Raw genomic sequence first — 20576 nt, 5'->3', positions numbered from 1 at the left:
ATTACTCGGCGGCAATGGGAAGAGGTTGATTTGTATCCGATACGGGCGGTCGCCAGCTCGCCGGCGGCTCGGCATGGGGGAAGAGTGCCCGGCGCAGGCCGACGAGCGCATCCAGGCTCGCTCGGCCGGAGTGCCGTTTTTCCTGCGCAACCGTCTCGAGGCTGCGATCGATCGACACGCGCAGATCATCGGAGGGATCGATGGCGCGCTTGGCCTTCAGACGCGAGCGATAGAAATCCGAAACGCCGATCAGGACTTCGCTGAGGGATGCGGCGGAAGCGGAGCCCAACTGGCTGCGCTCCTTCTGCAGCATCAGCACGTTGAAGCCGAGACGGACGTCGGCAAAGCCATCGACCTTCTTCAGTTCGCGGTCTTCGATGCCTGCGAGACGGGGCACGAGCTGGCCGAGACGATCCAGAATGCGGCCGGACAGACGCTCATGGTCGGCACGGCGGATGCCGGCTGCGGTTTCGGCAAGATCGGTCCAGCCGGCCCTAACCAGCCGCCAGGCGGCAAGCTCCGAGCCGAACGGACGGGTAAGCAGCGTCCAGACCAGGGCGAAACCCATGCCTGCCAGGCTCGAAACCGAGCTGTTGGCGAAGGTTGCGAAATCGGCCGTATAGCGATCCTGCAGCGCAATGAAAGACGCGCTGTTCACCGCCAGCAGCATGGCCAGCATGTTCATCTGCGGCCGCGGTATCATCAAGCCCATCACCAGGAAGGGCGGCGCAAAGACCAGCACCAGCATCTCGAAGCCGGATATCGACGGCAATATGGCGAAGATATAAGCGCAAGCGATGACCACGCTCACGGCGCTCCAGACAAACATCGACGTGATGAAGGGGGCAGGACGATCGAACGAGGCGAAAAACGAACAGGCAACGGCGGCCATGGTGACGAAGCCGGCACCGTCTTCCCATCCGGAATAGATCCAGAAGAAGCAGGCAACCGCAATTCCGACGACGACCGCACCGGCCGAGAAGGCAAGCAGTGCATAGTCATAATGCCTGATGTGGCCGACGACGTTGCGGTGGCGAAAAGCCGGGCGCCATGTGCCGACCTGCTGCCCGGAGATGATCTGATCGCGCAGCGTCAGGCAATCCTGCCAGAGATCGACGATTTCCTTCAGGCGAGCCAGGGCGCTCGACAGGACGAGATCGTCCCAGCCGAGATCCGGATCGCTCTGCTGTAATTCCTCGATCTTCTTCGACAGGATATCGGCTGTTTCGTCCGCCTTGCCGCGACCGCCCTGCCCGAGCCAGTCGGCCACTTCGTTCAGGACGGCGACAAGCCCCTGCGGCAACGGCTTTCCGCCGGCTTTCAGGCCGTGCAGCCGGTCGGCGAGAGAGGAGAAGAGAGGCAGCAGCATCAACAGGCGGCCGCGCAGCTCGCGCGAATGCCTGACGATATCGCGGCTGCCCGCATCATAGCGCAGCTGGCTGATGACCAGATCGAGGCCGGAGACGTCGGCGGCAAGCTTCTGCCGCTTCAATGGCGTCGCGGGAGAGGCACCCTCGCCGCGCAGGATTTCGTCCGCCCAGGTGCCGGCGTCATCCAGCCAGGAGCCGATGCGCTGGCCGAGCACGGTGCCGACACTGCTCGGAAAGACGATGGCGCTGACGACGCTCGCACAGACGATGCCGATGATGATTTCCTCGGAGCGGGCAAGCGCCACATCGAAGACGGTTTCCGGCGAGCCGACGGTCGGAAGCGCGATCAGCGGCAGCGAATAGCCGGCGAGCATGAACACATAGCTGCGCGAAGTGCGGTCGAGCATCGAGATGAACAGCAAGGTTCCGGTCCACAACGCGACGACAATGGAAAGCAATTCCGGAGCATTGACGAAGAGCGGAATGAGGATGACCGAGGCGCTGGCGCCGATGAGCGTGCCCAGTGCGCGATAAAGCCCCTTGGAGCTCGTGGCCCCGGCAAGAGGATTGGCAACCACGTAGACGGCGGCCATCGCCCAATAGGGGCGCGGCAGATCCAGCGACAGAGCGATGAACAGCGCCATGATCGCCGCAATGAAGGCTTTGACCGAAAACAGCCAGTCGCGCCAGGATGGAATGCTCATAGGACCTTCTCCCGCTCCTGCTCGGCTCCGCCGGTCTTCGGCGATTCGAACTCCTCGAAAGCTTTCAGAACGCGAACGGCAGCTTCGATATCGGCGGGATCGACGTTGGCGAGAATCTTGCCGCGCAACTCGTCGAGGGCATCCTCCATGCGTGAGGCAAGCACTTCGCCTTCGGCCGTCAGCCACAGACCCTTCGCGCGCCGATCCGTCGGATCGTCCTTGCGGATGACAAGATCCATGCTTTCGAGCTGGTCGAGCAAGCGAACCAGGGACGGGCCTTCGATGCCGACGTAAGTGGCGAGAACCACCTGCCGCACGCCTCCCCCCAGACGGCCGATCCAGAGCAGCGGCGCGGCCGCGGCTTCCGATATGCCATAGGAGTTCAGCGCGAGATCGACGACCCGGCGCCATTGGCGTCCGGTCGTTAGCAGATTGGCGGTGAAGAGGCGTTGCAGGACGTTTAACGATTTCATAGGAACTTATTAGCACTAAACTAATTAGGATTCAAATTATTATGACCCAAAGTGCCATCTGAAAAGTGAAATGCTGCTATGCGAATATTGCTGGTCGGCGGAGCCGGCAAAGAGAGAATCACGCAGGAAAGATACGTTAGCCAAGCCGGTTCGTGCCGCCGAGATAGAAACAAATCATCTTCACCAGTTCCTGCCTCAACTCCGCCGATGCCAGCGTTCCTTTCCGCGCCCCATTGTGGATGACGCCCTCCACGACACCGGACAGAAGCTGGGCGAGAAGATCATCGGAGGGCCCGGGATCGGCGTGTCGGTGCGTGGTGACGAAATCCCTGTAACAGCGCCGATAATCTGCCAGAAATGCATCATGGGCCGACCGGGAGCCTTCAAGCCCCGGCACCTCGTCCAAAAGGACCCTGTGCAGATCGGGATTGATGCTATGGGCATCGATCATCCCCTGCACGAGGGCCTCGACGCCTTGCCGCAAGGTCAAGCCACTGATCGTCGCCCGGCGCAGGACCGCAAGCACTTCATCGAAATGGCGGCGCCTGATGGCTTCGACCAGGGACAGCTTGTCCGGGAAATACTGATAGAGCGAACCGATACTGATGCCGGCGACTGCAGCGACCGTATTCGTCGTGAAGCCGGCCCATCCGCGATCGCCCAAAACGCGAGCACCCGATTCGACGATCGCATCCACCGTCGCCCGCGACCGCGCCTGGCTCGGCTCTTTGCGCATCGGCGAGCGCGGCTTTTGAATGCGAGTAGACATGCGCTCCGTCCTCTCCGAAAATGTGAACAGATTACTCGCATTTCTGCGACCGAAGAAAGGGCGATCACCATGAGCGAGATATCATTGCTGCGAACGCTGTTCCGCTATCAGGCCTGGGCGAACGGGGATCTGCTCGACAGCATCGGTCGTCTTCATGTCGCTCACCACGGCAAGGAACGCCATACCGCGATCCGCCTGATGAACCATTCACTGGTCGTCGCACGGATCTTTGCCGCGCATCTGACCGGCCGTGAGCATGGCTACATCGATGACAATACGGCCGAGACGCCCTCCCTGCCGGAGCTTCATACTGCGCTCACCGCCTCGGATCATTGGTATCTGGAGTATCTTGAAACCATCAGTCCCGGCCTTCTGTCCGAAGCTCTGCCATTTGCCTTCACCGATGGAGACAGGGGCTGCATGACGCGGCAGGAGATGTTGCTGCATGTCGCGACGCATGGAGGCTATCACAGGGGTGAGATCGGCCGGCTCCTGGCGCAACTCTCCATGACGCCGCCGTGGGATACGCTTGCGGTTCATCTGCACCGCGCCGATCCATCACGCCGGCTGGCAGCGGCCGCGGAATGAGATGCAAGGTGTCGGGCCGAGCGCCTTACCTGGATAAAGCCCGATCCATCGCCAACGCCGCCACGATACCGACGACATAAGCCAGAATGTTCCATGGCGAAAATACCCGCCCCAGCAGCAGGGCTCCCGCCGCCGTCAATCGAAATGCATCCAGTGCGGGCGTGTGCCAGAGCCTGAAAAGCTCGACCAGCACGGCGATAGTGACGGCGGCCGAGGCGATCCTGAACCGATGCGGGCTGCCGAAGAGAACGGCAAGCAGCCAGTAGACCATGGCTCCCCACAGGATCGAGCCGCCATATTTGACGATAGCGAAAGGCAGATGCGCGGCATAACCGAACCGCCTGAGCGCAAGGCCGCAGACTATAGTCAGCAGCAGCGCCAGCAGAAGACCTGTTCGCCTGCGTGTCAATTGCAGTTGCATGCCCGGAAATGCCTTTCAGGGATAGATGCGGACGTCGCCGGCCGGCAAAGCTGGAAATACCCTCTCCCCTGCCGATCGTGGAAAATAAGAAAATTGTTCAGACAGGCCCGAAACGAGAAAAGGCCGGATGATTGCTCATCCGGCCCTCGATCTTTTACCCGAAGCTGGCCTTAAGCGGCTGCGGCTTCTTCTTCGGCTGCAACGCGAGCCTTGTCGGCTGCGCCCTTGGCGGCCGTGTCGCGATCAACGAACTCGACGACAGCGAGAGCGGCATTGTCGCCCTGGCGGAAGCCAGCCTTCATGATACGCAGGTAGCCGCCGTTGCGGGTGGCGTAGCGCGTTGCAATCGCATCGAACAGCTTGGCGACGACAGCGACGTCGCGGATCTGCGAGATGGCCTGACGACGAGCGTGCAGGTCGCCGCGCTTGCCGAGCGTTACCAGCTTCTCGACGATCGGGCGGATTTCCTTCGCCTTCGGGAGCGTGGTGACGATCTGCTCATGGGTGATGAGCGAAGCCGCCATGTTGGCGAACATCGCCTTACGGTGGCTAGCGGTTCTATTCAGCTTGCGGCCGGCTTTACCGTGGCGCATGGCTATTCTCCTTCACTTGCAGGCATTCGCCTGCCGTTTGAACTGTTAATATTGGTCTTCGTAGCGCTTGGCGAGATCTTCGATGTTCTCGGGCGGCCATGCCGGCACTTCCATGCCGAGATGCAGGCCCATGGAAGCGAGAACTTCCTTGATTTCGTTCAGCGACTTGCGACCAAAATTCGGCGTGCGGAGCATTTCTGCTTCGGTCTTCTGAATGAGGTCGCCGATGTAGACGATGTTGTCGTTCTTCAGGCAATTTGCCGAGCGAACGGACAGTTCCAGTTCGTCTACCTTCTTGAGGAGCGCCGGGTTGAAAGCGAGTTCGGTAACTGCTTCTTCTTCGGCTTCCTTCTGCGGCTCGTCGAAGTTGACGAACACGCCAAGCTGATCCTGAAGGATGCGAGCCGCGAAAGCGACGGCGTCTTCACCGCTGATCGAACCGTCGGTCTCGATCGCCATGCTCAGCTTGTCGTAGTCGAGAACCTGTCCTTCGCGGGTATTTTCAACCTTGTAGGACACCTTCTTGACCGGCGAATAGAGGCTGTCGACCGGGATGAGGCCGATCGGAGCGTCTTCCGCACGATTGCGCTCGGCCGGTACATAGCCCTTGCCGTTGTTAACGGTGAATTCCATGCGGATTTCGGCGCCCTCGTCGAGCGTGCAGATGACATGCTCGGGGTTGAGGATTTCGATATCGCCGACCGTCTGGATGTCGCCAGCCGTGACCACGCCCGGGCCCTGCTTGCGGACCACCATGCGCTTGCTGTCATCGCCGTCCATCTTGATGGCGATTTCCTTGATGTTCAGCACGATGTCCGTCACGTCTTCCCGCACACCCGGGATAGAGGAGAACTCATGCAGCACGCCATCGATCTGCACGGCCGTCACAGCGGCGCCACGCAGAGAGGACAAAAGAACGCGACGAAGCGCGTTGCCGAGGGTAAGACCGAAGCCACGCTCCAGCGGCTCGGCTACAAGAGTAGCCTTCGTACGACCGCTCGAGGTGAACTCGACCTTGTTCGGCTTGATCAGTTCCTGCCAATTCTTCTGAATCATGTTTTTGCCTTCCGTTCGTTGCCACCATCCAATCGTGGCAACCGAGCTTGAGTAACACCGGGCCGGGCGCATCTACCCCGGCCGGCGTCGTGAGTGGCGATGATCAGACGCGACGCTTCTTGCGCGGGCGGCAACCATTGTGCGGGATCGGCGTCACGTCGCGGATGGACGTGATCATGAAACCGGCAGCCTGGAGCGCGCGCAGAGCGGATTCACGGCCGGAGCCCGGACCGCAAACTTCAACTTCCAGCGACTTCATGCCATGTTCCTGAGCCTTCTTGGCGCAGTCTTCGGCAGCGATCTGGGCAGCGAACGGGGTCGACTTGCGCGAACCCTTGAAGCCCTTGGCACCAGCGGACGACCAGGCAATGGCGTTGCCCTGTGCGTCGGTGATGGTGATCATCGTGTTGTTGAAGGTCGAGTTGACGTGTGCGACGCCCGACGTGATATTCTTGCGCTCGCGACGGCGAACGCGGACGGCTTCCTTGGCCATGTTAGTCCTTTCTTGGATCTCTGCACCGCCGTAATCCCAGCGGCTACACCGAAGCGGCACCCATGGAGCACCGCTTCAAACTCAAAAGAGGCCGGCGGACCGCCAGCCTCCTCCATCCGGTTTCCCGGAGATTACTTCTTCTTGCCAGCAATAGCCTTTGCCGGACCCTTGCGGGTGCGGGCATTGGTGTGCGTGCGCTGGCCGCGAACCGGCAGGCCGCGACGATGACGCAGGCCACGGTACGAACCAAGGTCCATCAGACGCTTGATGTTCATCGCGGTTTCGCGACGCAGATCACCTTCAACCTGGTAATCGCGGTCGATGGTTTCGCGGATCTGCAGAACTTCGGCATCCGTCAACTGGTTGACGCGACGCTCGGCCGGAATACCGACCTTCTCGCAGATTTCCTGTGCAAACTTCGGTCCGATCCCGTGAATGTAACGAAGCGCAATAACTACGCGCTTTGCAGTCGGGATGTTGACGCCAGCGATACGAGCCACGCCTGTTCTCCTTGCATTCCTTTTGCCTGGGCAAAGGGTCTTGTTATGCAGCCCGGGAGCTGCTTGTTCGATGTATGTCCGCCACATGTCAAAACGACCGTGCCCGGACTTCCCGTTGGAAATCCGCGCCGATCGCATACCATGTCGCGAGTTGGCGCGGTGTTTAGCGGAATCAGCGCAAAAAAGCAACCGCTCCGGCAAGTTTATTTTAGGCCACCTAAAGCTTAGCCAGGATAGCCTCTATGCTGTCGGTCACATGCTCGATATCGGCCATGCCGTCGATGCTCTGCAACTTGCCCTTCGCATAGTAGTAACCGATCAGCGGCGACGTCTCCTTGTAGTAGACCTGGAGGCGCGTCGCCATGGTTTCGGCATTGTCGTCCGGGCGGCGCTTGAAATGCGTCGAGCCGCACTTGTCGCAAACGCCCGCGGTTGCCGGAACCTTGTCGGTGTCGTGATAGACGCTGCCACAGTTCGAACAGGAATAGCGCCCGGAGACGCGGCGAATCAGTTCCGCATCGTCGACCTTCAACTCGATGACGACGGACAGTTCCAGCCCTTTCGCCTTGAGCATCTGCTCGGTCGCGTCGGCCTGCACCAACGTACGCGGGAAACCGTCGAGAATGAAACCCGCGGCGCAATCCGGCTGATCGATGCGCTCCGAAACGATGGCATTGACCACCTCGTCCGGAACCAGCTTGCCGGCCTTCATCAGGGCATCGGCACGCTTTCCGACTTCCGTGCCGGCCTGGACGGCCGCGCGCAGCATATCGCCTGTGGAGAGCTGGGGAATGCCATGCTTCTCCACGATGCGCTGGGCCTGGGTCCCCTTACCTGCCCCCGGCGGCCCTAAAAGTATGAGTCTCATCGCCCCCTCTTTCCTCCACGCAACTTCGATTTCTTGATCAGGCCTTCATATTGCTGTGCAATCAGGTGACCCTGAATCTGCGCCACCGTATCCAGCGTTACGCTAACCACGATCAGAAGCGAAGTGCCACCCAGAGACAAGGGAATACCTGTCTGGGACACGAGAATTTCGGGCAGGATGCAGACGAAGACAAGGTAGATCGCGCCGATGACCGTGATGCGGGTCAGCACGTAGTCGATGTATTCCGCGGTACGCTCACCCGGACGAATGCCGGGAATGAAGCCGCCATGCTTCTTCAGATTGTCGGCCGTATCCTTCGGATTGAAGACAAGGGCCGTGTAAAAGAAAGCGAAGAAAGCAATCAACGCGCCGTACAGCACCATGTAGACGGGCTGGCCGTGACCGAGCGCCGCAATGATCGACGTTACCCAGGTCGGAAGCGCCGTGTTGTTGCCGAGGCCCGCGACCGTTGCCGGCAGCAGCAGCAGCGAGGATGCGAAGATCGCCGGAATGACGCCCGAGGTGTTGAGCTTCAGCGGCAGGTGCGACGTATCGCCCTGGAACATGCGGGTGCCGACCTGGCGCTTCGGATACTGGATCAACAGACGGCGCTGCGCGCGCTCGACAAAAACGATCAGCGCGATGACCAGAATGGCCACGACCAGCACGGCGAGAATCAGCCCCGTCGACAGTGCGCCGGTGCGGCCGAGTTCGAGCGTACCGGCCAGGGCGGTCGGAAGACCGGCGGCAATGCCGGCGAAGATGATCAGCGAGATGCCGTTGCCGATACCGCGCGACGTGACCTGCTCGCCGAGCCACATCAGGAACATCGTGCCGCCGAGCAGCGTTATGACGGTGGAGATGCGGAAGAACCAGCCTGGATCCACCACGACGCCGTTGCCATGCTCAAGCCCGATCGCGATGCCGTAGGCCTGCAATGCGCCGAGCAGTACCGTGCCGTAGCGGGTATACTGATTGATGATCTTCCGGCCCTGCTCGCCTTCCTTCTTCAGGTTTTCGAGCGACGGGACGACCGACGTCATGAGCTGGACGATGATCGAGGCCGAGATATACGGCATGATGCCGAGCGCGAAGATCGCCATGCGCTGCACGGCGCCGCCCGAAAACATGTTGAAGAGGCCGAGAATGCCGCCCGACTGATTCTGGAAAGCCTGGGCGTAAGCGGCAGGATTGAGGCCAGGAAGCGGAATATGGGTGCCGAGCCGATAAACGAGGAGAGCGCCGAGCGTAAACCACAGGCGCTTCTTGAGATCCTCGGCTTTGGCAAAGGTCGAAAAATTGAGATTGGACGCCAATTGTTCCGCTGCAGAAGCCATGCAAATCTCCGCATTACCAATTCCGGCATAATCGGCCGAGCCCGGAACCAGTATGTAAATTGTTCAAAAACCGGGCTTCGGACGGATTGCGCAGCAATCGGGCGCCTCACCCTTAGTTCCCTTTATGGACCGGAAAGACACTCGCGCATCAATCTGGTTCGTGAGGCTCACATATGGGAGCAAAATCGCCCGAAGTGAAGCCACTTCGGGCGATTATTAATAATATTATTCTGCGGCAGAAGCGAGCAGCTTGACGGAACCGCCAGCCTTTTCGATCTTTTCGACTGCGGGCTTGGAAGCGCCTGCAACTTCAAGAACAAGCTTTGCCTTCAGTTCGCCGTCCGAGAGAACGCGGACGCCGTCCTTGACGCGGCGAATCACGCCTGCGGCCTTGAGGGCAGCTGCATCGACGGTGTTCTTGGCATCCAGCTTGCCGGCATCGACGGCAGCCTGGATGCGCGCCAGCGACACGGTGACGTAGTCGGCAGCGAAGATGTTGTTGAAGCCGCGCTTCGGCAGACGACGGTAGATGGGCATCTGACCGCCTTCGAAGCCGTTGATCGCAACGCCCGAACGGGACTTCTGACCCTTTACGCCGCGGCCGCCGGTCTTGCCGGAGCCGGAGCCAATGCCGCGGCCAACGCGCTTGCGGCTATGGGTCGAGCCTTCGTTATCCTTGATTTCATTCAGTTTCATAGCGAATTACCTCCGGCTCACTTCTCGTCGACGATGCGAACGAGATGCTGGACAGCACGGATCATGCCGCGAACAGCCGGGGTATCTTCCAGCGTGCGGCGACGGTGCATCTTGTTCAGTCCGAGACCGATCAGCGTCTTCTGCTGAACATCCGGACGGCGGATCGGGCTGCCAATCTGCTCGACCGTAACGGTCGCCTTAGCTTCAGCCTTCTTGGTCGTCTTGGCCATAGGTCAAACTCCCTTATTCTTCGGAGGCGTTGCCCGAAGCGGCGCGGCGAGCCTGCAGGGTGGCATACTTGATGCCGCGCTGAGCTGCGATGTCCTTCGGGTGAACCTGGTGCTTCAGGGCGTCGAACGTGGCGCGAACCATGTTGTACGGGTTCGACGAACCGGTCGACTTGGCAACGACGTCGTGAACGCCGAGCGTTTCGAAAACGGCGCGCATCGGGCCGCCGGCGATGATACCGGTACCGACCTTGGCCGAACGCAGGAGAACCTTACCCGCGCCATGACGGCCATGAACGTCGTGATGCAGCGTACGGCCGTCGCGCAGCGGTACGAAGATCATGTCGCGCTTGGCGCTTTCGGTTGCCTTGCGGATGGCTTCCGGCACTTCGCGTGCCTTGCCATGGCCGAAGCCTACGCGGCCCTTCTGGTCGCCGACGACGACGAGAGCGGCGAAGCCGAAGCGACGGCCACCCTTGACAACCTTGGCGACGCGGTTGATCGCGACCAGCTTGTCGACGAATTCGCTATCGCGTTCTTCACGGCTCTGACGGTCTTCCCGCGGAGCCCTCTTTTCCTGTGCCATTGTCCTCTTCCTTTTTCTTTTCCGGGTGCAATCGGCAAACAAAACGAAGACCGCATGCCCTCCCTTAACGGGAAACCTGCGGTCCGGTGAAAATCCGGCCGGCATCCTGAGATGGCCAGCCGGAAATCTGATTAGAAGGTCAGACCACCTTCACGGGCTGCTTCTGCCAGGGCCCTGATGCGGCCGTGGTAGATGAAGGCGCCGCGATCGAACACGACTTCCTTCACGCCGGCCTTGGAGGCGCGCTCGGCGACGAGCTTGCCAACGAGGGCTGCGGCTGCGGTATCGGCACCGGTCTTCAGAGAACCGCGCAGATCCTTGTCGAGAGTGGAGGCAGCCGCAAGGGTCTTGCCAGCCACGTCATCGATGATCTGAGCGTAGATGTTCTTCGACGAGCGATGAACCGACAGGCGCGGACGGCCATTGGCCACCGCCTTGATTTGACGGCGCACGCGGTTGGCGCGACGCGCAAGTGCTTCTTTCCTGCTAGCCATTTCGCGTGATCCTTACTTCTTCTTGCCTTCTTTGCGGACGATCCGCTCTTCGGCATACTTAACACCCTTGCCCTTGTAAGGCTCGGGACCGCGGTATTCGCGGATTTCAGCGGCAACCTGGCCGACCTGCTGCTTGTTGATGCCGGTGACGACGATTTCCGTCGGCTTCGGCACAGCGATCGAGATACCCTGCGGCGGCTCGTAAACCACGTCGTGGCTGAAGCCGAGCGCGAGCTGCAGGTTCTTGCCCTGCATGGAGGCGCGGTAGCCGACGCCGTTGATTTCGAGCTTGCGCTCGTAGCCGTCCTTAACACCCTTGAAGATGTTCTCGATCATCGTGCGGGACATGCCCCACTTTGCGCGAGCATCCTTGGAGTCGTTGAGCGGCGTCACGACGATTGCATTGTTTTCCAGCTTGAGACCGATTTCGTCGTTAGCGACGAAAAACAGCTCGCCCTTGGGGCCCTTGGCGGTCACTTTCTGGCCATCAACCGTGGCCGTGATCCCTGCAGGTACCTGAACGGGCTTCTTACCGATACGAGACATTTTTTCAAACCTGTCTGTTTCGAGGGAGATCTCTGTTCGATCTTAGAAGACCGAGCAGAGAACCTCGCCACCAACATTCTGTTCACGAGCCTGGTGATCGGCCATCACGCCCTTCGGAGTCGAAAGGATGGTGATGCCGAGGCCGTTCGCGACCTGCGGAATGGACTTGACCGAGACATAAACCCGGCGGCCCGGCTTGGACACACGGCCGATCTCGCGGATCACCGATGCGCCTTCGTAGTACTTGAGTTCGATGTTGAGCTCAGACTTGCCGTTGCCGAAATCGACGACGGAATAGCCACGAATGTAGCCTTCAGCCTGGAGCACATCGAGAACGCGTGCACGGAGCTTGGACGCAGGCGTCGAAACCGACGACTTGCGGCGGGAAGCGCCGTTGCGGATGCGGGTGAGCATATCGCCCAAAGGATCAGTCATAGACATCCGATCAGCTCCTTACCAGCTCGACTTGACGACACCCGGCACCTTGCCGAGGTTGCCGAGTTCACGCAGCGCGATACGCGACATGCGCAGTTTGCGGTAGTAGGCGCGCGGACGCCCCGAAACTTCGCAACGGTTGCGAATACGGGTCTTGGATCCATCGCGCGGGAGCGATGCCAGCTTGAGGGTGGCCTTGAACCGCTCTTCGATCGAGAGAGACTGGTTCATGATGGTTGCCTTGAGAGCAGCCCGCTTCGCGGCCTGGTTGGCAACCGTATTGCGGCGGCGCTTGTTCTTTTCAACTGCGCTTGTCTTCGCCATATCAGGTTTCCTTTTCTACGCTCGTCGTTACGGTTATTGACGGAACGGGAAGTTGAACTCGGTCAGGAGAGCTCGTGCTTCGTCGTCGGTCGTCGCCGTCGTGCAAACGATGATGTCCATGCCCCACATCTGATCAACCTTGTCGTAGTTGATCTCAGGGAACACAATGTGCTCCTTGATGCCCATGGCAAAATTGCCACGACCGTCAAAGCTCTTCGGGTTCAGGCCGCGGAAGTCGCGAACGCGCGGAAGCGCGATGTTGACCAGACGATCCAGGAACTCATACATGCGGGCGCCGCGCAGCGTCACCTTGGCGCCGATCGGCATATTTTCGCGGACCTTGAAGCCGGCGATGGAGTTGCGCGCACGGGTGATGACCGGCTTCTGGCCAGCGATGGCCGCCAGGTCGGCAGCAGCAACGGTCGGCTTCTTCGAATCAGCCGTTGCCTCGCCAACACCCATGTTGATCACGATCTTGTCCAGCTTCGGGATCTGCATCTCGTTAGCGTAGGAGAACTTCTCCTGCATGGCTGCGCGGATGCGAGCGACGTATTCCTTCTTGAGCCGCGGCTCGTACTTTGCCTCAGCCATCGATCACTTCTCCCGAGGTCTTGGCCACACGGACCTTCTTGCCATCCACAACCTTGAAACCGACGCGGGTCGGCTTGCCGTCCTTGTCGACGATCGCAATGTTGGACAGGTGAAGCGGGGCTTCCTTGCTGATGATGCCGGCTTCCTGGTTCTGCGTCTGGCGCTGATGGCGCTTGATGACGTTGACGCCACGAACGACCGCACGGTCTTCCTTCGGCAGCACTTGAATGACTTCGCCGGTACGACCCTTGTCCTTACCGGTCAATACGACAACCTTGTCGCCTTTACGGATCTTCTGCATCGCTCCGCTCCTTACAGTACTTCTGGAGCCAGCGAGATGATCTTCATGTGGTTCTTGGCGCGAAGTTCGCGCGGAACCGGTCCGAAGATACGGGTGCCGATCGGCTCTTTCTTGTTGTCGATGAGGACTGCTGCGTTGGTATCGAAGCGGATGACGCTGCCATCCGGACGACGGATGTCCTTGGCGGTGCGAACGACAACCGCCTTCATCACGTCACCCTTCTTCACACGGCCGCGCGGGATAGCTTCCTTGATCGAAACGACGATCACGTCGCCGATCGAGGCATACTTGCGCTTCGAGCCGCCCAGCACCTTGATGCACATGACACGACGTGCGCCGGAATTATCCGCCACGTCGAGGTTTGTTTGCATCTGAATCATGTCAGGTCGCCTTCTTGTTGTTACCGGAATGGTTGGGCCAAACGACCCCCTACCCCGGCTTATGGACTAGTCTCTTGTCTGATTATGCCAGCTCTTGCGACCATCGGGTGGCGCCGCTGCCGGCCATCAATAAAGCAAAAGAACGCCCGTTCTCGAGCGTCCTGCTTCCAAGCTCGTGCTTCATACAGATATTTCGCCCAAGCGCAAGGGCCTGAGCGAAATTCTGTTACTTGGACTGGGCGGAAACCACCGTCCAGGTCTTGTCCTTGGAGATCGGCGCGCATTCCTCGATGGAAACGACGTCGCCGATTTTGTACTGATTGTTCTCGTCGTGAGCCTTGTACTTCTTGGAACGACGAACGGTCTTCTGAAGCAGCGGGTGAGCGAAACGACGCTCTACGCGGACCACTACCGTCTTCTCGTTCTTGTCGCTGACCACGACGCCCTGCAGAATGCGCTTCGGCATGTTATTTTTCCTTTAGGCCTTTGCTTCTGCCGCCTTCTGGCGGGCAATGGTTTTTATGCGCGCGATGTCCTTGCGGACTTCGTTGATGCGCGAGGACTTTTCAAGCTGGCCGGTCGCCTTCTGAAAGCGCAGGTTGAACTGCTCCTTCTTCAGCTTGGCAAGCTCGTCCTTGAGTTGGTCGGCGCTCAGGGCGCGAACATCTGCGGCTTTCATGAGCTTCTTCCTTACTCTGCAATGCGCTGAACGAAGCGCGTCTTGACCGAGAGCTTGGCGGCGCCGAGGCGCAGAGCCTCACGAGCGATTTCTTCGCTCACACCATCGATCTCGAACATCATGCGACCGGGCTTGACCTTGCATGCCCAGTATTCGACAGAGCCCTTGCCCTTACCCATGCGGACTTCGGTCGGCTTTGCGGTTACCGGAACATCCGGGAACACGCGGATCCATACACGGCCGGCACGCTTCATGTAGCGGGTGATCGCGCGGCGGGCCGCTTCGATCTCGCGAGCGTTGACGCGGTTGGGCTCCTGCGACTTCAGGCCGAATTCGCCGAACGCCAGATCAGAACCACCCTTGGCAACGCCCTTGATGCGGCCCTTGAATTGCTTGCGGTACTTCGTACGCTTTGGCTGCAACATTTTCTTATTCTCCGAACTTATCTGCCACGTACGCTATCAAGCGTTGTCGCGGCGACGGTCTCTATCGCGATCGCGGCTAGCCGGACCCTGGGCGTCGCCTTCAAGCGCGCGGCGTTCGGAGGCCATCGGATCGTGCTCAAGGATTTCGCCCTTGAAGATCCAGACCTTGATGCCGCAGATGCCGAAAGCGGTTTCTGCTTCAGCCGTACCGTAGTCGATGTCGGCGCGCAGCGTATGCAGCGGCACGCGGCCTTCGCGGTACCATTCCGTACGAGCGATTTCAGCACCGCCGAGACGGCCGGCGCAGGTGATCTTGATGCCTTCGGCGCCAAGACGCATCGCGGACTGAACGGCGCGCTTCATGGCGCGACGGAAAGCAACACGGCGCTCGAGCTGCTGAGCGATCGACTGGGCAACCAGCGTCGCGTCGATTTCCGGCTTACGGACTTCAACGATGTTGAGGTGCGTTTCGGAATTCGTCATGTCCGACAGCTTCTTGCGGAGCTTGTCGATGTCGGCGCCCTTCTTGCCGATGATCAGGCCCGGACGAGCCGAGTGGATCGTGACGCGGCACTTCTTGTGCGGACGCTCGATGACCACCTTGGAGATACCGGCCTGCTTCAGTTCGTTCATGACGAACTTGCGCATCTTCAGGTCTTCGTGGAGGAGCTGGCCATACTCGGCATTGTCCGCAAACCAGCGGCTATCCCAGGTACGGTTGATGCCAAGACGGAAACCGATCGGATTGATTTTCTGACCCATTATGCGGCCTCCCCTTGAGCTTCCACTTCGCGAACGACGATCGTCAGGTGGGCGAACGGACGCTCGATGCGAGACGCGCGGCCACGGCCACGAGCGTGGAAACGCTTCATGACGATCGACTTGCCGACGTAGGCTTCGGCCACGACCAGCGAGTCAACGTCGAGATCATGGTTGTTCTCGGCGTTGGCGATTGCAGATTCGAGCGTCTTCTTGACGGCGCCTGCGATGCGCTTGCGGGAGAATTCCAGCTCTGCGAGCGCGCGATCAACCTTCTTGCCGCGGATCGAAGCCGCGACCAGGTTGAGCTTCTGCGGGCTGACGCGGAGCGTGCGCGCAACTGCCTGCGCCTCATTGTCCTTCAGCCGGCGTTCGGTTTTTGCCTTGCCCATTGTTACTTCCTCTTCGCCTTCTTGTCCGCACCGTGACCATAATAGGTACGGGTCGGGGCGAACTCGCCGAACTTGTGCCCGACCATGTCTTCATTGACGCTGACCGGAATATGCTTGCTGCCGTTGTAAACACCAAAGGTGAGACCAACGAACTGCGGCATGATGGTGGAGCGACGGCTCCACATCTTGATTACTTCGCTGCGTCCGCCTTCGCGCACCTTCTCAGCTTTCTTGAGAAGATAGCCGTCAACAAACGGACCTTTCCATACTGAACGAGCCACTTGAGACTTCCTCTCTTACTTCTTGCGCTGATGGCGCGAGCGCATGATCATCTTGTCGGTCGACTTGTTCGACCGCGTACGCTTGCCCTTGGTCGGCTTGCCCCACGGGGTCACCGGATGGCGACCACCGGAGGTGCGGCCTTCACCACCGCCGTGCGGGTGGTCGACCGGGTTCATGACGACGCCGCGGTTATGCGGCTTCTTGCCACGCCAACGCGAACGACCGGCCTTGCCATCGTTGATGTTGCCGTGATCCGGGTTGGAAACGGCACCGATCGTTGCAAGGCAGGTGCCGTGCACGAGGCGCTGTTCGCCGGAGTTCAGGCGAAGGATCGCCATGCCCTGGTCACGACCGACGAGCTGGGCGTAGGAACCGGCGGAGCGAGCGATCTGACCGCCCTTGCCCGGCTTCATTTCCACATTGTGGATGATGGAGCCGACCGGGATGAACTGAAGCGGCATGGTGTTGCCCGGCTTCACGTCCACGGCCTTTTCCGAAGCGATGACCTTGTCGCCGGAAGCGAGACGCTGCGGAGCGAGGATGTAGGCCAGTTCGCCGTCCGTGTACTTCACCAGGGCGATGTAAGCGGTACGGTTCGGATCGTATTCGATGCGCTCGACGGTTGCCTCGACGTCGAACTTGCGACGCTTGAAGTCAACCAGGCGGTAGCTGCGCTTGTGACCGCCACCCTGGAAACGCACGGTGATGCGGCCGGTGTTGTTGCGGCCACCCTTGGAGGTCAGGCCTTCCGTCAGCGTCTTGACCGGCTTGCCCTTGTAGAGCGAGGAGCGATCGACGATGACCAGCTGACGCTGGCTCGGGGTCGTCGGATTGAATGTTTTCAATGCCATTTTCTTATTCCTCAGAGACCGGTGGAGACGTCGATCGACTGGCCTTCGGCGAGCGTCACAACAGCCTTCTTCACGTCCTTCTGCTTGCCGACGAGACCCTTGAACCGCTTGGTCTTGCCGAGGCGCAGCAGAGTGTTGACGGCCGTAACCTTGACGCCGAAGAGCGCTTCGACGGCAGCCTTGATTTCAGGCTTCGTCGCGTTCTTGGCAACGTTGAAAACAACCTGGTTATTGTCCGAAAGCAGCGTGGACTTTTCGGTGATCGCAGGAGAAACGATCACATCATAATGGCGAAGATCCGTCACTTGAAACGCTCCTCTAGAGCTTCAACTGCAGCCTTGGACAGCACGAGCTTGCCGCGGCGCAGGATGTCGTAAACGTTGATGCCCTGAACCGGCAGAACATCGATATTCGGGATGTTCTTGGCTGCGAGCTTGAAGTTGCTGTCGAGTTCAGCGCCGCCGATGAACAGAGCGTTCGTCAGGCCGAGCGTTTCGAAAGCGCCAGCGAGTGCCTTGGTCTTGGCTTCGGTTGCGACGAGATTGTCGATGACGATCACGTCTTCAGCCTTGAACTTGGCCGACAGAGCATGACGCAGGCCGAGGGCGCGAACCTTCTTCGGCAGATCATGTTCATGGCTGCGGGCGACAGGGCCGTGAGCCTTACCACCGCCGCGGAACTGCGGAGCGCGAGCCGAATGGTGACGAGCGCGGCCCGTACCCTTCTGCTTGTACATCTTGGCGCCGGTGCGCGCCACGTCGGCGCGGCCCTTGGCCTGATGCGTGCCCTGCTGCTTCTTGGCAAGCTGCCAGCGAATGACGCGGGCGAGAATGTCCTCGCGCGGCTCGAGGCCGAAAATCGCGTCAGAAAGGGAAACCTTCCCAGCGTCTTTGCCCTCAAGGGTCTTGACGTTCAATTCCATTGGTTTGGCTCCCTTACTTCGCTGCCGACTTGACGGCGTCGCGCACGATGATCCAGGCGCCCTTGGAGCCGGGAACCGCACCCTTGACGAGGATCAGACCGCGATCTTCATCGGTCGACACCACTTCGAGGTTCTGCGTCGTTACGCGCGTCTGGCCCATGTGACCAGCCATCTTCTTGTTCTTGAACACCTTGCCGGGGTCCTGGCGCGAACCGGTCGAACCGTGCGAACGGTGCGAAACGGAAACGCCGTGCGTGGCGCGCAGACCGCCGAAGCCGTGACGCTTGATAGCGCCGGCAAAGCCCTTACCGATCGTCGTGCCGGTCACGTCGACGAGCTGGCCCGCCGTGAAGTGAGCGGCCTTGAGCTCGGTGCCGACTTCAAGCAGGTTGTCGTCCGTGACGCGGAATTCGACGAGCTTGGCCTTCGGCTCAACGCTTGCAACGGCGAAATGACCGCGCAGGGCCTTCGTCGTGTTCTTGACTTTCGCCTGGCCGGCACCGAGCTGTACTGCGGTGTAGCCATTCTTTTCAACTGTGCGCTGGGCCACGACCTGGCAGCCATCCAAACGCAATACGGTTACCGGGACATGCTCGCCGGCGTCGTTATAGACGCGGGTCATTCCCACCTTCTGTGCAATCACACCTGAACGCATCGGTTCAATCCTTCTCACTCAGCTCGAGAACCAGGTCTCAGAGCTTGATCTCAACATCGACACCGGCGGCGAGATCGAGCTTCATCAGCGCGTCTACCGTCTGCGGGGTCGGGTCAACGATGTCGAGGAGGCGCTTGTGCGTGCGCATCTCGAACTGCTCGCGGCTCTTCTTGTCGATGTGCGGGGACCGGTTAACCGTGAACTTCTCGATACGGGTCGGAAGCGGAACGGGGCCCCGGACGCTAGCACCGGTGCGCTTCGCCGTCGACACGATCTCGCGCGTGGAAGCATCGAGAATCCGGTGATCGAACGCCTTCAGGCGAATGCGGATATTTTGGCCGTTCATTCGACGTTATCCTTGTGTTTTGTTATCTCGCGTGCCTTTCAAAAAAAGGGCACGGATTGTTCTTTTTCCTAAGGCGGACCACCGGTTTCAAAGATCGAGAGGGACGCCGGCTACGGCATCCCCATCCACTCTGTCAGACCTTCCGGTCCACCTTATTGTTAATTTCATCAGCTGCTTCGTAATCCGAAGCAGAGTGCAAATCGCGCTCGCGCGCCATTTGCAACATTTCCATGTCATAAGCAAGCGGCAACAGCCGCTTGCTTCATATTATTGTCATCGAATCGGCCAAGCGGATGGAATGGCCGCCTTCGAATTACTCGACGATGGAAGCGACGATGCCTGCGCCGACGGTACGGCCGCCTTCGCGGATAGCGAAGCGAAGCTTCTCTTCCATCGCGATCGGAACGATCAGCTCAACCGCAACCGTGACGTTGTCGCCCGGCATAACCATTTCCGTGCCTTCCGGAAGCGTCACGATGCCAGTCACGTCCGTCGTGCGGAAGTAGAACTGCGGACGGTAGTTCGTGAAGAACGGCGTATGACGGCCGCCTTCTTCCTTCGTCAGGATGTAGGCTTCGGCCATGAACTTCTTGTGCGGCTTCACAGAACCCGGCTTGCAAAGAATCTGGCCACGCTCGACGCCGTCACGGTTAACACCGCGGATCAGCGCGCCGATGTTGTCGCCGGCCTGGCCCTGATCGAGCAGCTTGCGGAACATTTCAACGCCGGTAACCGTCGTCTTCGACGTCGGACGAATGCCGACGATCTCGACTTCTTCGCCAACCTTGATGATACCGCGCTCGACGCGGCCCGTCACAACCGTACCACGGCCAGAGATCGAGAACACGTCTTCGATCGGCATCAGGAACGGCTGGTCGATCGGACGCTCGGGCGTCGGGATGTAGGCGTCAACCTGAGCCATCAGCTCGCGGATCGCGTCTTCGCCGATCTTCTTGTCCGAATCTTCAAGTGCAGCAAGCGCCGAACCCTTGACAACCGGAATGTCGTCGCCCGGGAAGTCGTAGGACGACAGAAGTTCGCGAACTTCAAGCTCGACCAGCTCCAGAAGCTCGGCGTCGTCAACCTGGTCCACCTTGTTCAGGAACACCACGATCGCCGGAACGCCGACCTGGCGGGCAAGCAGGATGTGCTCGCGCGTCTGCGGCATCGGGCCGTCGGCTGCCGAGCAAACCAGGATCGCGCCGTCCATCTGTGCCGCACCCGTGATCATGTTCTTCACATAGTCAGCGTGGCCGGGGCAGTCGACGTGCGCATAGTGACGAGCCGGAGTCTCGTATTCAACGTGCGCCGTCGAGATCGTGATGCCGCGGGCCTTTTCTTCCGGCGCAGCGTCAATCTGGTCGTACGCCTTGAACTCGCCGAAGAACTTCGTGATCGCTGCCGTCAAAGACGTCTTGCCGTGGTCAACGTGCCCGATCGTGCCGATGTTAACGTGCGGCTTATTGCGCTCAAACTTACTCTTTGCCATTTTCGGCTCTCCGTTTTCCTGTCC

General features: G+C 59.9%; 33 protein-coding genes. 1 reads left to right on the top strand and 32 read right to left on the bottom strand.

Annotation, left to right across the window (positions count from 1 at the left end; genetic code table 11):
- Position 1: 1 nt before the first annotated feature.
- The 3 genes from ACJJVH_RS05215 to ACJJVH_RS05205 all read right to left on the bottom strand — a co-directional run bounded on the left by ACJJVH_RS05215 (position 2) and on the right by ACJJVH_RS05205 (position 3316).
- Positions 2 to 2074, bottom strand: coding sequence for an FUSC family protein (locus ACJJVH_RS05215; protein WP_113435792.1), 2073 nt, complete (start codon positions 2072 to 2074; stop codon positions 2 to 4).
- The gene (locus ACJJVH_RS05210) at positions 2071 to 2547 is read right to left on the bottom strand and encodes a MarR family winged helix-turn-helix transcriptional regulator (RefSeq protein ID WP_412064852.1); all 477 of its coding nucleotides are present in this window, start codon (positions 2545 to 2547) and stop codon (positions 2071 to 2073) included. Before ACJJVH_RS05210 ends, ACJJVH_RS05215 begins: the two co-directional genes overlap by 4 nt.
- Positions 2548 to 2683: 136 nt before the next feature.
- On the bottom strand, positions 2684 to 3316 hold the full coding sequence (locus ACJJVH_RS05205) for a TetR/AcrR family transcriptional regulator (protein ID WP_412064851.1): 633 nt from the start codon (positions 3314 to 3316) through the stop codon (positions 2684 to 2686).
- A gap of 69 nt (positions 3317 to 3385) precedes the next feature.
- On the opposite strand from ACJJVH_RS05205, the gene ACJJVH_RS05200 reads away from it, so the two are divergent.
- A complete protein-coding gene (locus ACJJVH_RS05200; RefSeq protein ID WP_412064850.1) occupies positions 3386 to 3904 on the top strand; it encodes a DinB family protein in 519 nt (172 codons plus the stop codon).
- Positions 3905 to 3929: 25 nt separating this feature from the next.
- On the opposite strand, the gene ACJJVH_RS05195 is transcribed toward ACJJVH_RS05200, so the two are convergent.
- From ACJJVH_RS05195 to tuf, 29 genes are all read right to left on the bottom strand, one after another.
- The gene (locus tag ACJJVH_RS05195) at positions 3930 to 4325 is read right to left on the bottom strand and encodes a DUF2809 domain-containing protein (protein ID WP_113372557.1); all 396 of its coding nucleotides are present in this window, start codon (positions 4323 to 4325) and stop codon (positions 3930 to 3932) included.
- A gap of 170 nt (positions 4326 to 4495) precedes the next feature.
- Positions 4496 to 4918 (bottom strand): 50S ribosomal protein L17, encoded by a 423-nt coding sequence (rplQ, locus tag ACJJVH_RS05190; RefSeq protein ID WP_112803555.1) that lies wholly within the window; start codon positions 4916 to 4918, stop codon positions 4496 to 4498.
- A 45-nt stretch (positions 4919 to 4963) separates the two neighbouring features.
- Positions 4964 to 5974, bottom strand: coding sequence for a DNA-directed RNA polymerase subunit alpha (locus ACJJVH_RS05185; protein WP_112803557.1), 1011 nt, complete (start codon positions 5972 to 5974; stop codon positions 4964 to 4966).
- A 103-nt stretch (positions 5975 to 6077) separates the two neighbouring features.
- Positions 6078 to 6467 carry a 30S ribosomal protein S11 gene (rpsK, locus tag ACJJVH_RS05180; RefSeq protein WP_004118426.1) on the bottom strand — a complete coding sequence of 130 codons (390 nt, stop codon included), beginning with the start codon at positions 6465 to 6467 and terminating at the stop codon, positions 6078 to 6080.
- 131 nt (positions 6468 to 6598) lie between these two features.
- Complete coding sequence (gene rpsM / locus ACJJVH_RS05175) at positions 6599 to 6967, bottom strand: 30S ribosomal protein S13 (RefSeq protein WP_004118424.1); 369 nt, start codon at positions 6965 to 6967, stop codon at positions 6599 to 6601.
- Between the two features lie 217 nt (positions 6968 to 7184).
- Positions 7185 to 7835: an adenylate kinase gene (locus ACJJVH_RS05170; RefSeq protein WP_112803559.1), complete on the bottom strand. Its 651-nt coding sequence runs from the start codon at positions 7833 to 7835 to the stop codon at positions 7185 to 7187.
- Positions 7832 to 9172 carry a preprotein translocase subunit SecY gene (gene secY / locus ACJJVH_RS05165; protein ID WP_112803561.1) on the bottom strand — a complete coding sequence of 447 codons (1341 nt, stop codon included), beginning with the start codon at positions 9170 to 9172 and terminating at the stop codon, positions 7832 to 7834. The genes ACJJVH_RS05170 and secY overlap by 4 nt, the downstream gene beginning before the upstream one ends.
- 225 nt (positions 9173 to 9397) lie before the next feature.
- Complete coding sequence (gene rplO / locus ACJJVH_RS05160; protein ID WP_112803563.1) at positions 9398 to 9868, bottom strand: 50S ribosomal protein L15; 471 nt, start codon at positions 9866 to 9868, stop codon at positions 9398 to 9400.
- A gap of 17 nt (positions 9869 to 9885) precedes the next feature.
- Positions 9886 to 10098, bottom strand: coding sequence for a 50S ribosomal protein L30 (gene rpmD / locus ACJJVH_RS05155; protein WP_112803565.1), 213 nt, complete (start codon positions 10096 to 10098; stop codon positions 9886 to 9888).
- A 13-nt stretch (positions 10099 to 10111) separates the two neighbouring features.
- A complete protein-coding gene (gene rpsE / locus ACJJVH_RS05150; RefSeq protein WP_004118414.1) occupies positions 10112 to 10681 on the bottom strand; it encodes a 30S ribosomal protein S5 in 570 nt (189 codons plus the stop codon).
- Positions 10682 to 10812: 131 nt separating this feature from the next.
- Positions 10813 to 11175, bottom strand: coding sequence for a 50S ribosomal protein L18 (gene rplR / locus ACJJVH_RS05145; RefSeq protein ID WP_112803567.1), 363 nt, complete (start codon positions 11173 to 11175; stop codon positions 10813 to 10815).
- 12 nt (positions 11176 to 11187) lie between these two features.
- A complete protein-coding gene (gene rplF, locus ACJJVH_RS05140; RefSeq protein ID WP_092715850.1) occupies positions 11188 to 11721 on the bottom strand; it encodes a 50S ribosomal protein L6 in 534 nt (177 codons plus the stop codon).
- Positions 11722 to 11763: 42 nt separating this feature from the next.
- A complete protein-coding gene (rpsH, locus tag ACJJVH_RS05135) occupies positions 11764 to 12162 on the bottom strand; it encodes a 30S ribosomal protein S8 (protein ID WP_015339607.1) in 399 nt (132 codons plus the stop codon).
- Positions 12163 to 12174: 12 nt separating this feature from the next.
- The gene (gene rpsN, locus ACJJVH_RS05130) at positions 12175 to 12480 is read right to left on the bottom strand and encodes a 30S ribosomal protein S14 (RefSeq protein WP_112803569.1); all 306 of its coding nucleotides are present in this window, start codon (positions 12478 to 12480) and stop codon (positions 12175 to 12177) included.
- A gap of 33 nt (positions 12481 to 12513) precedes the next feature.
- Entirely contained in the window at positions 12514 to 13071 is a 558-nt protein-coding gene (gene rplE / locus ACJJVH_RS05125; RefSeq protein WP_112341045.1) for a 50S ribosomal protein L5, read from the bottom strand.
- The gene (gene rplX, locus ACJJVH_RS05120) at positions 13064 to 13372 is read right to left on the bottom strand and encodes a 50S ribosomal protein L24 (RefSeq protein WP_069611900.1); all 309 of its coding nucleotides are present in this window, start codon (positions 13370 to 13372) and stop codon (positions 13064 to 13066) included. The genes rplE and rplX overlap by 8 nt, the downstream gene beginning before the upstream one ends.
- 11 nt (positions 13373 to 13383) lie before the next feature.
- Entirely contained in the window at positions 13384 to 13752 is a 369-nt protein-coding gene (gene rplN, locus ACJJVH_RS05115; RefSeq protein ID WP_003573790.1) for a 50S ribosomal protein L14, read from the bottom strand.
- Positions 13753 to 13978: 226 nt separating this feature from the next.
- The gene (gene rpsQ, locus ACJJVH_RS05110; protein ID WP_068386071.1) at positions 13979 to 14218 is read right to left on the bottom strand and encodes a 30S ribosomal protein S17; all 240 of its coding nucleotides are present in this window, start codon (positions 14216 to 14218) and stop codon (positions 13979 to 13981) included.
- Positions 14219 to 14230: 12 nt separating this feature from the next.
- Positions 14231 to 14431, bottom strand: coding sequence for a 50S ribosomal protein L29 (gene rpmC / locus ACJJVH_RS05105; protein WP_004118398.1), 201 nt, complete (start codon positions 14429 to 14431; stop codon positions 14231 to 14233).
- A gap of 11 nt (positions 14432 to 14442) precedes the next feature.
- Positions 14443 to 14856 carry a 50S ribosomal protein L16 gene (gene rplP, locus ACJJVH_RS05100; RefSeq protein WP_004118395.1) on the bottom strand — a complete coding sequence of 138 codons (414 nt, stop codon included), beginning with the start codon at positions 14854 to 14856 and terminating at the stop codon, positions 14443 to 14445.
- Between the two features lie 36 nt (positions 14857 to 14892).
- Positions 14893 to 15618 carry a 30S ribosomal protein S3 gene (gene rpsC, locus ACJJVH_RS05095; protein WP_004118393.1) on the bottom strand — a complete coding sequence of 242 codons (726 nt, stop codon included), beginning with the start codon at positions 15616 to 15618 and terminating at the stop codon, positions 14893 to 14895.
- Entirely contained in the window at positions 15618 to 16007 is a 390-nt protein-coding gene (rplV, locus tag ACJJVH_RS05090) for a 50S ribosomal protein L22 (protein WP_004118391.1), read from the bottom strand. The genes rpsC and rplV overlap by 1 nt, the downstream gene beginning before the upstream one ends.
- A 2-nt stretch (positions 16008 to 16009) precedes the next feature.
- Positions 16010 to 16288 (bottom strand): 30S ribosomal protein S19, encoded by a 279-nt coding sequence (gene rpsS, locus ACJJVH_RS05085; protein WP_004118389.1) that lies wholly within the window; start codon positions 16286 to 16288, stop codon positions 16010 to 16012.
- 15 nt (positions 16289 to 16303) lie between these two features.
- Positions 16304 to 17140, bottom strand: coding sequence for a 50S ribosomal protein L2 (gene rplB / locus ACJJVH_RS05080; protein ID WP_112803571.1), 837 nt, complete (start codon positions 17138 to 17140; stop codon positions 16304 to 16306).
- An 11-nt stretch (positions 17141 to 17151) separates the two neighbouring features.
- Positions 17152 to 17445 (bottom strand): 50S ribosomal protein L23, encoded by a 294-nt coding sequence (locus ACJJVH_RS05075; RefSeq protein ID WP_047634801.1) that lies wholly within the window; start codon positions 17443 to 17445, stop codon positions 17152 to 17154.
- On the bottom strand, positions 17442 to 18062 hold the full coding sequence (gene rplD / locus ACJJVH_RS05070; RefSeq protein WP_112803573.1) for a 50S ribosomal protein L4: 621 nt from the start codon (positions 18060 to 18062) through the stop codon (positions 17442 to 17444). The genes ACJJVH_RS05075 and rplD overlap by 4 nt, the downstream gene beginning before the upstream one ends.
- Before the next feature lie 13 nt (positions 18063 to 18075).
- On the bottom strand, positions 18076 to 18717 hold the full coding sequence (gene rplC, locus ACJJVH_RS05065; RefSeq protein ID WP_028753974.1) for a 50S ribosomal protein L3: 642 nt from the start codon (positions 18715 to 18717) through the stop codon (positions 18076 to 18078).
- Between the two features lie 37 nt (positions 18718 to 18754).
- On the bottom strand, positions 18755 to 19063 hold the full coding sequence (rpsJ, locus tag ACJJVH_RS05060) for a 30S ribosomal protein S10 (protein ID WP_003547547.1): 309 nt from the start codon (positions 19061 to 19063) through the stop codon (positions 18755 to 18757).
- 313 nt (positions 19064 to 19376) lie between these two features.
- Positions 19377 to 20552, bottom strand: a complete 1176-nt coding sequence (gene tuf, locus ACJJVH_RS05055; protein WP_112804337.1) for an elongation factor Tu — start codon at positions 20550 to 20552, stop codon at positions 19377 to 19379.
- Positions 20553 to 20576 lie beyond the last annotated feature (24 nt).

It is taken from the genome of Rhizobium sp. SYY.PMSO (assembly GCF_046840415.1).
Taxonomy (GTDB): Bacteria; Pseudomonadota; Alphaproteobacteria; order Rhizobiales; family Rhizobiaceae; genus Rhizobium.
This window is presented reverse-complemented; position numbering and strand designations above follow the sequence as displayed.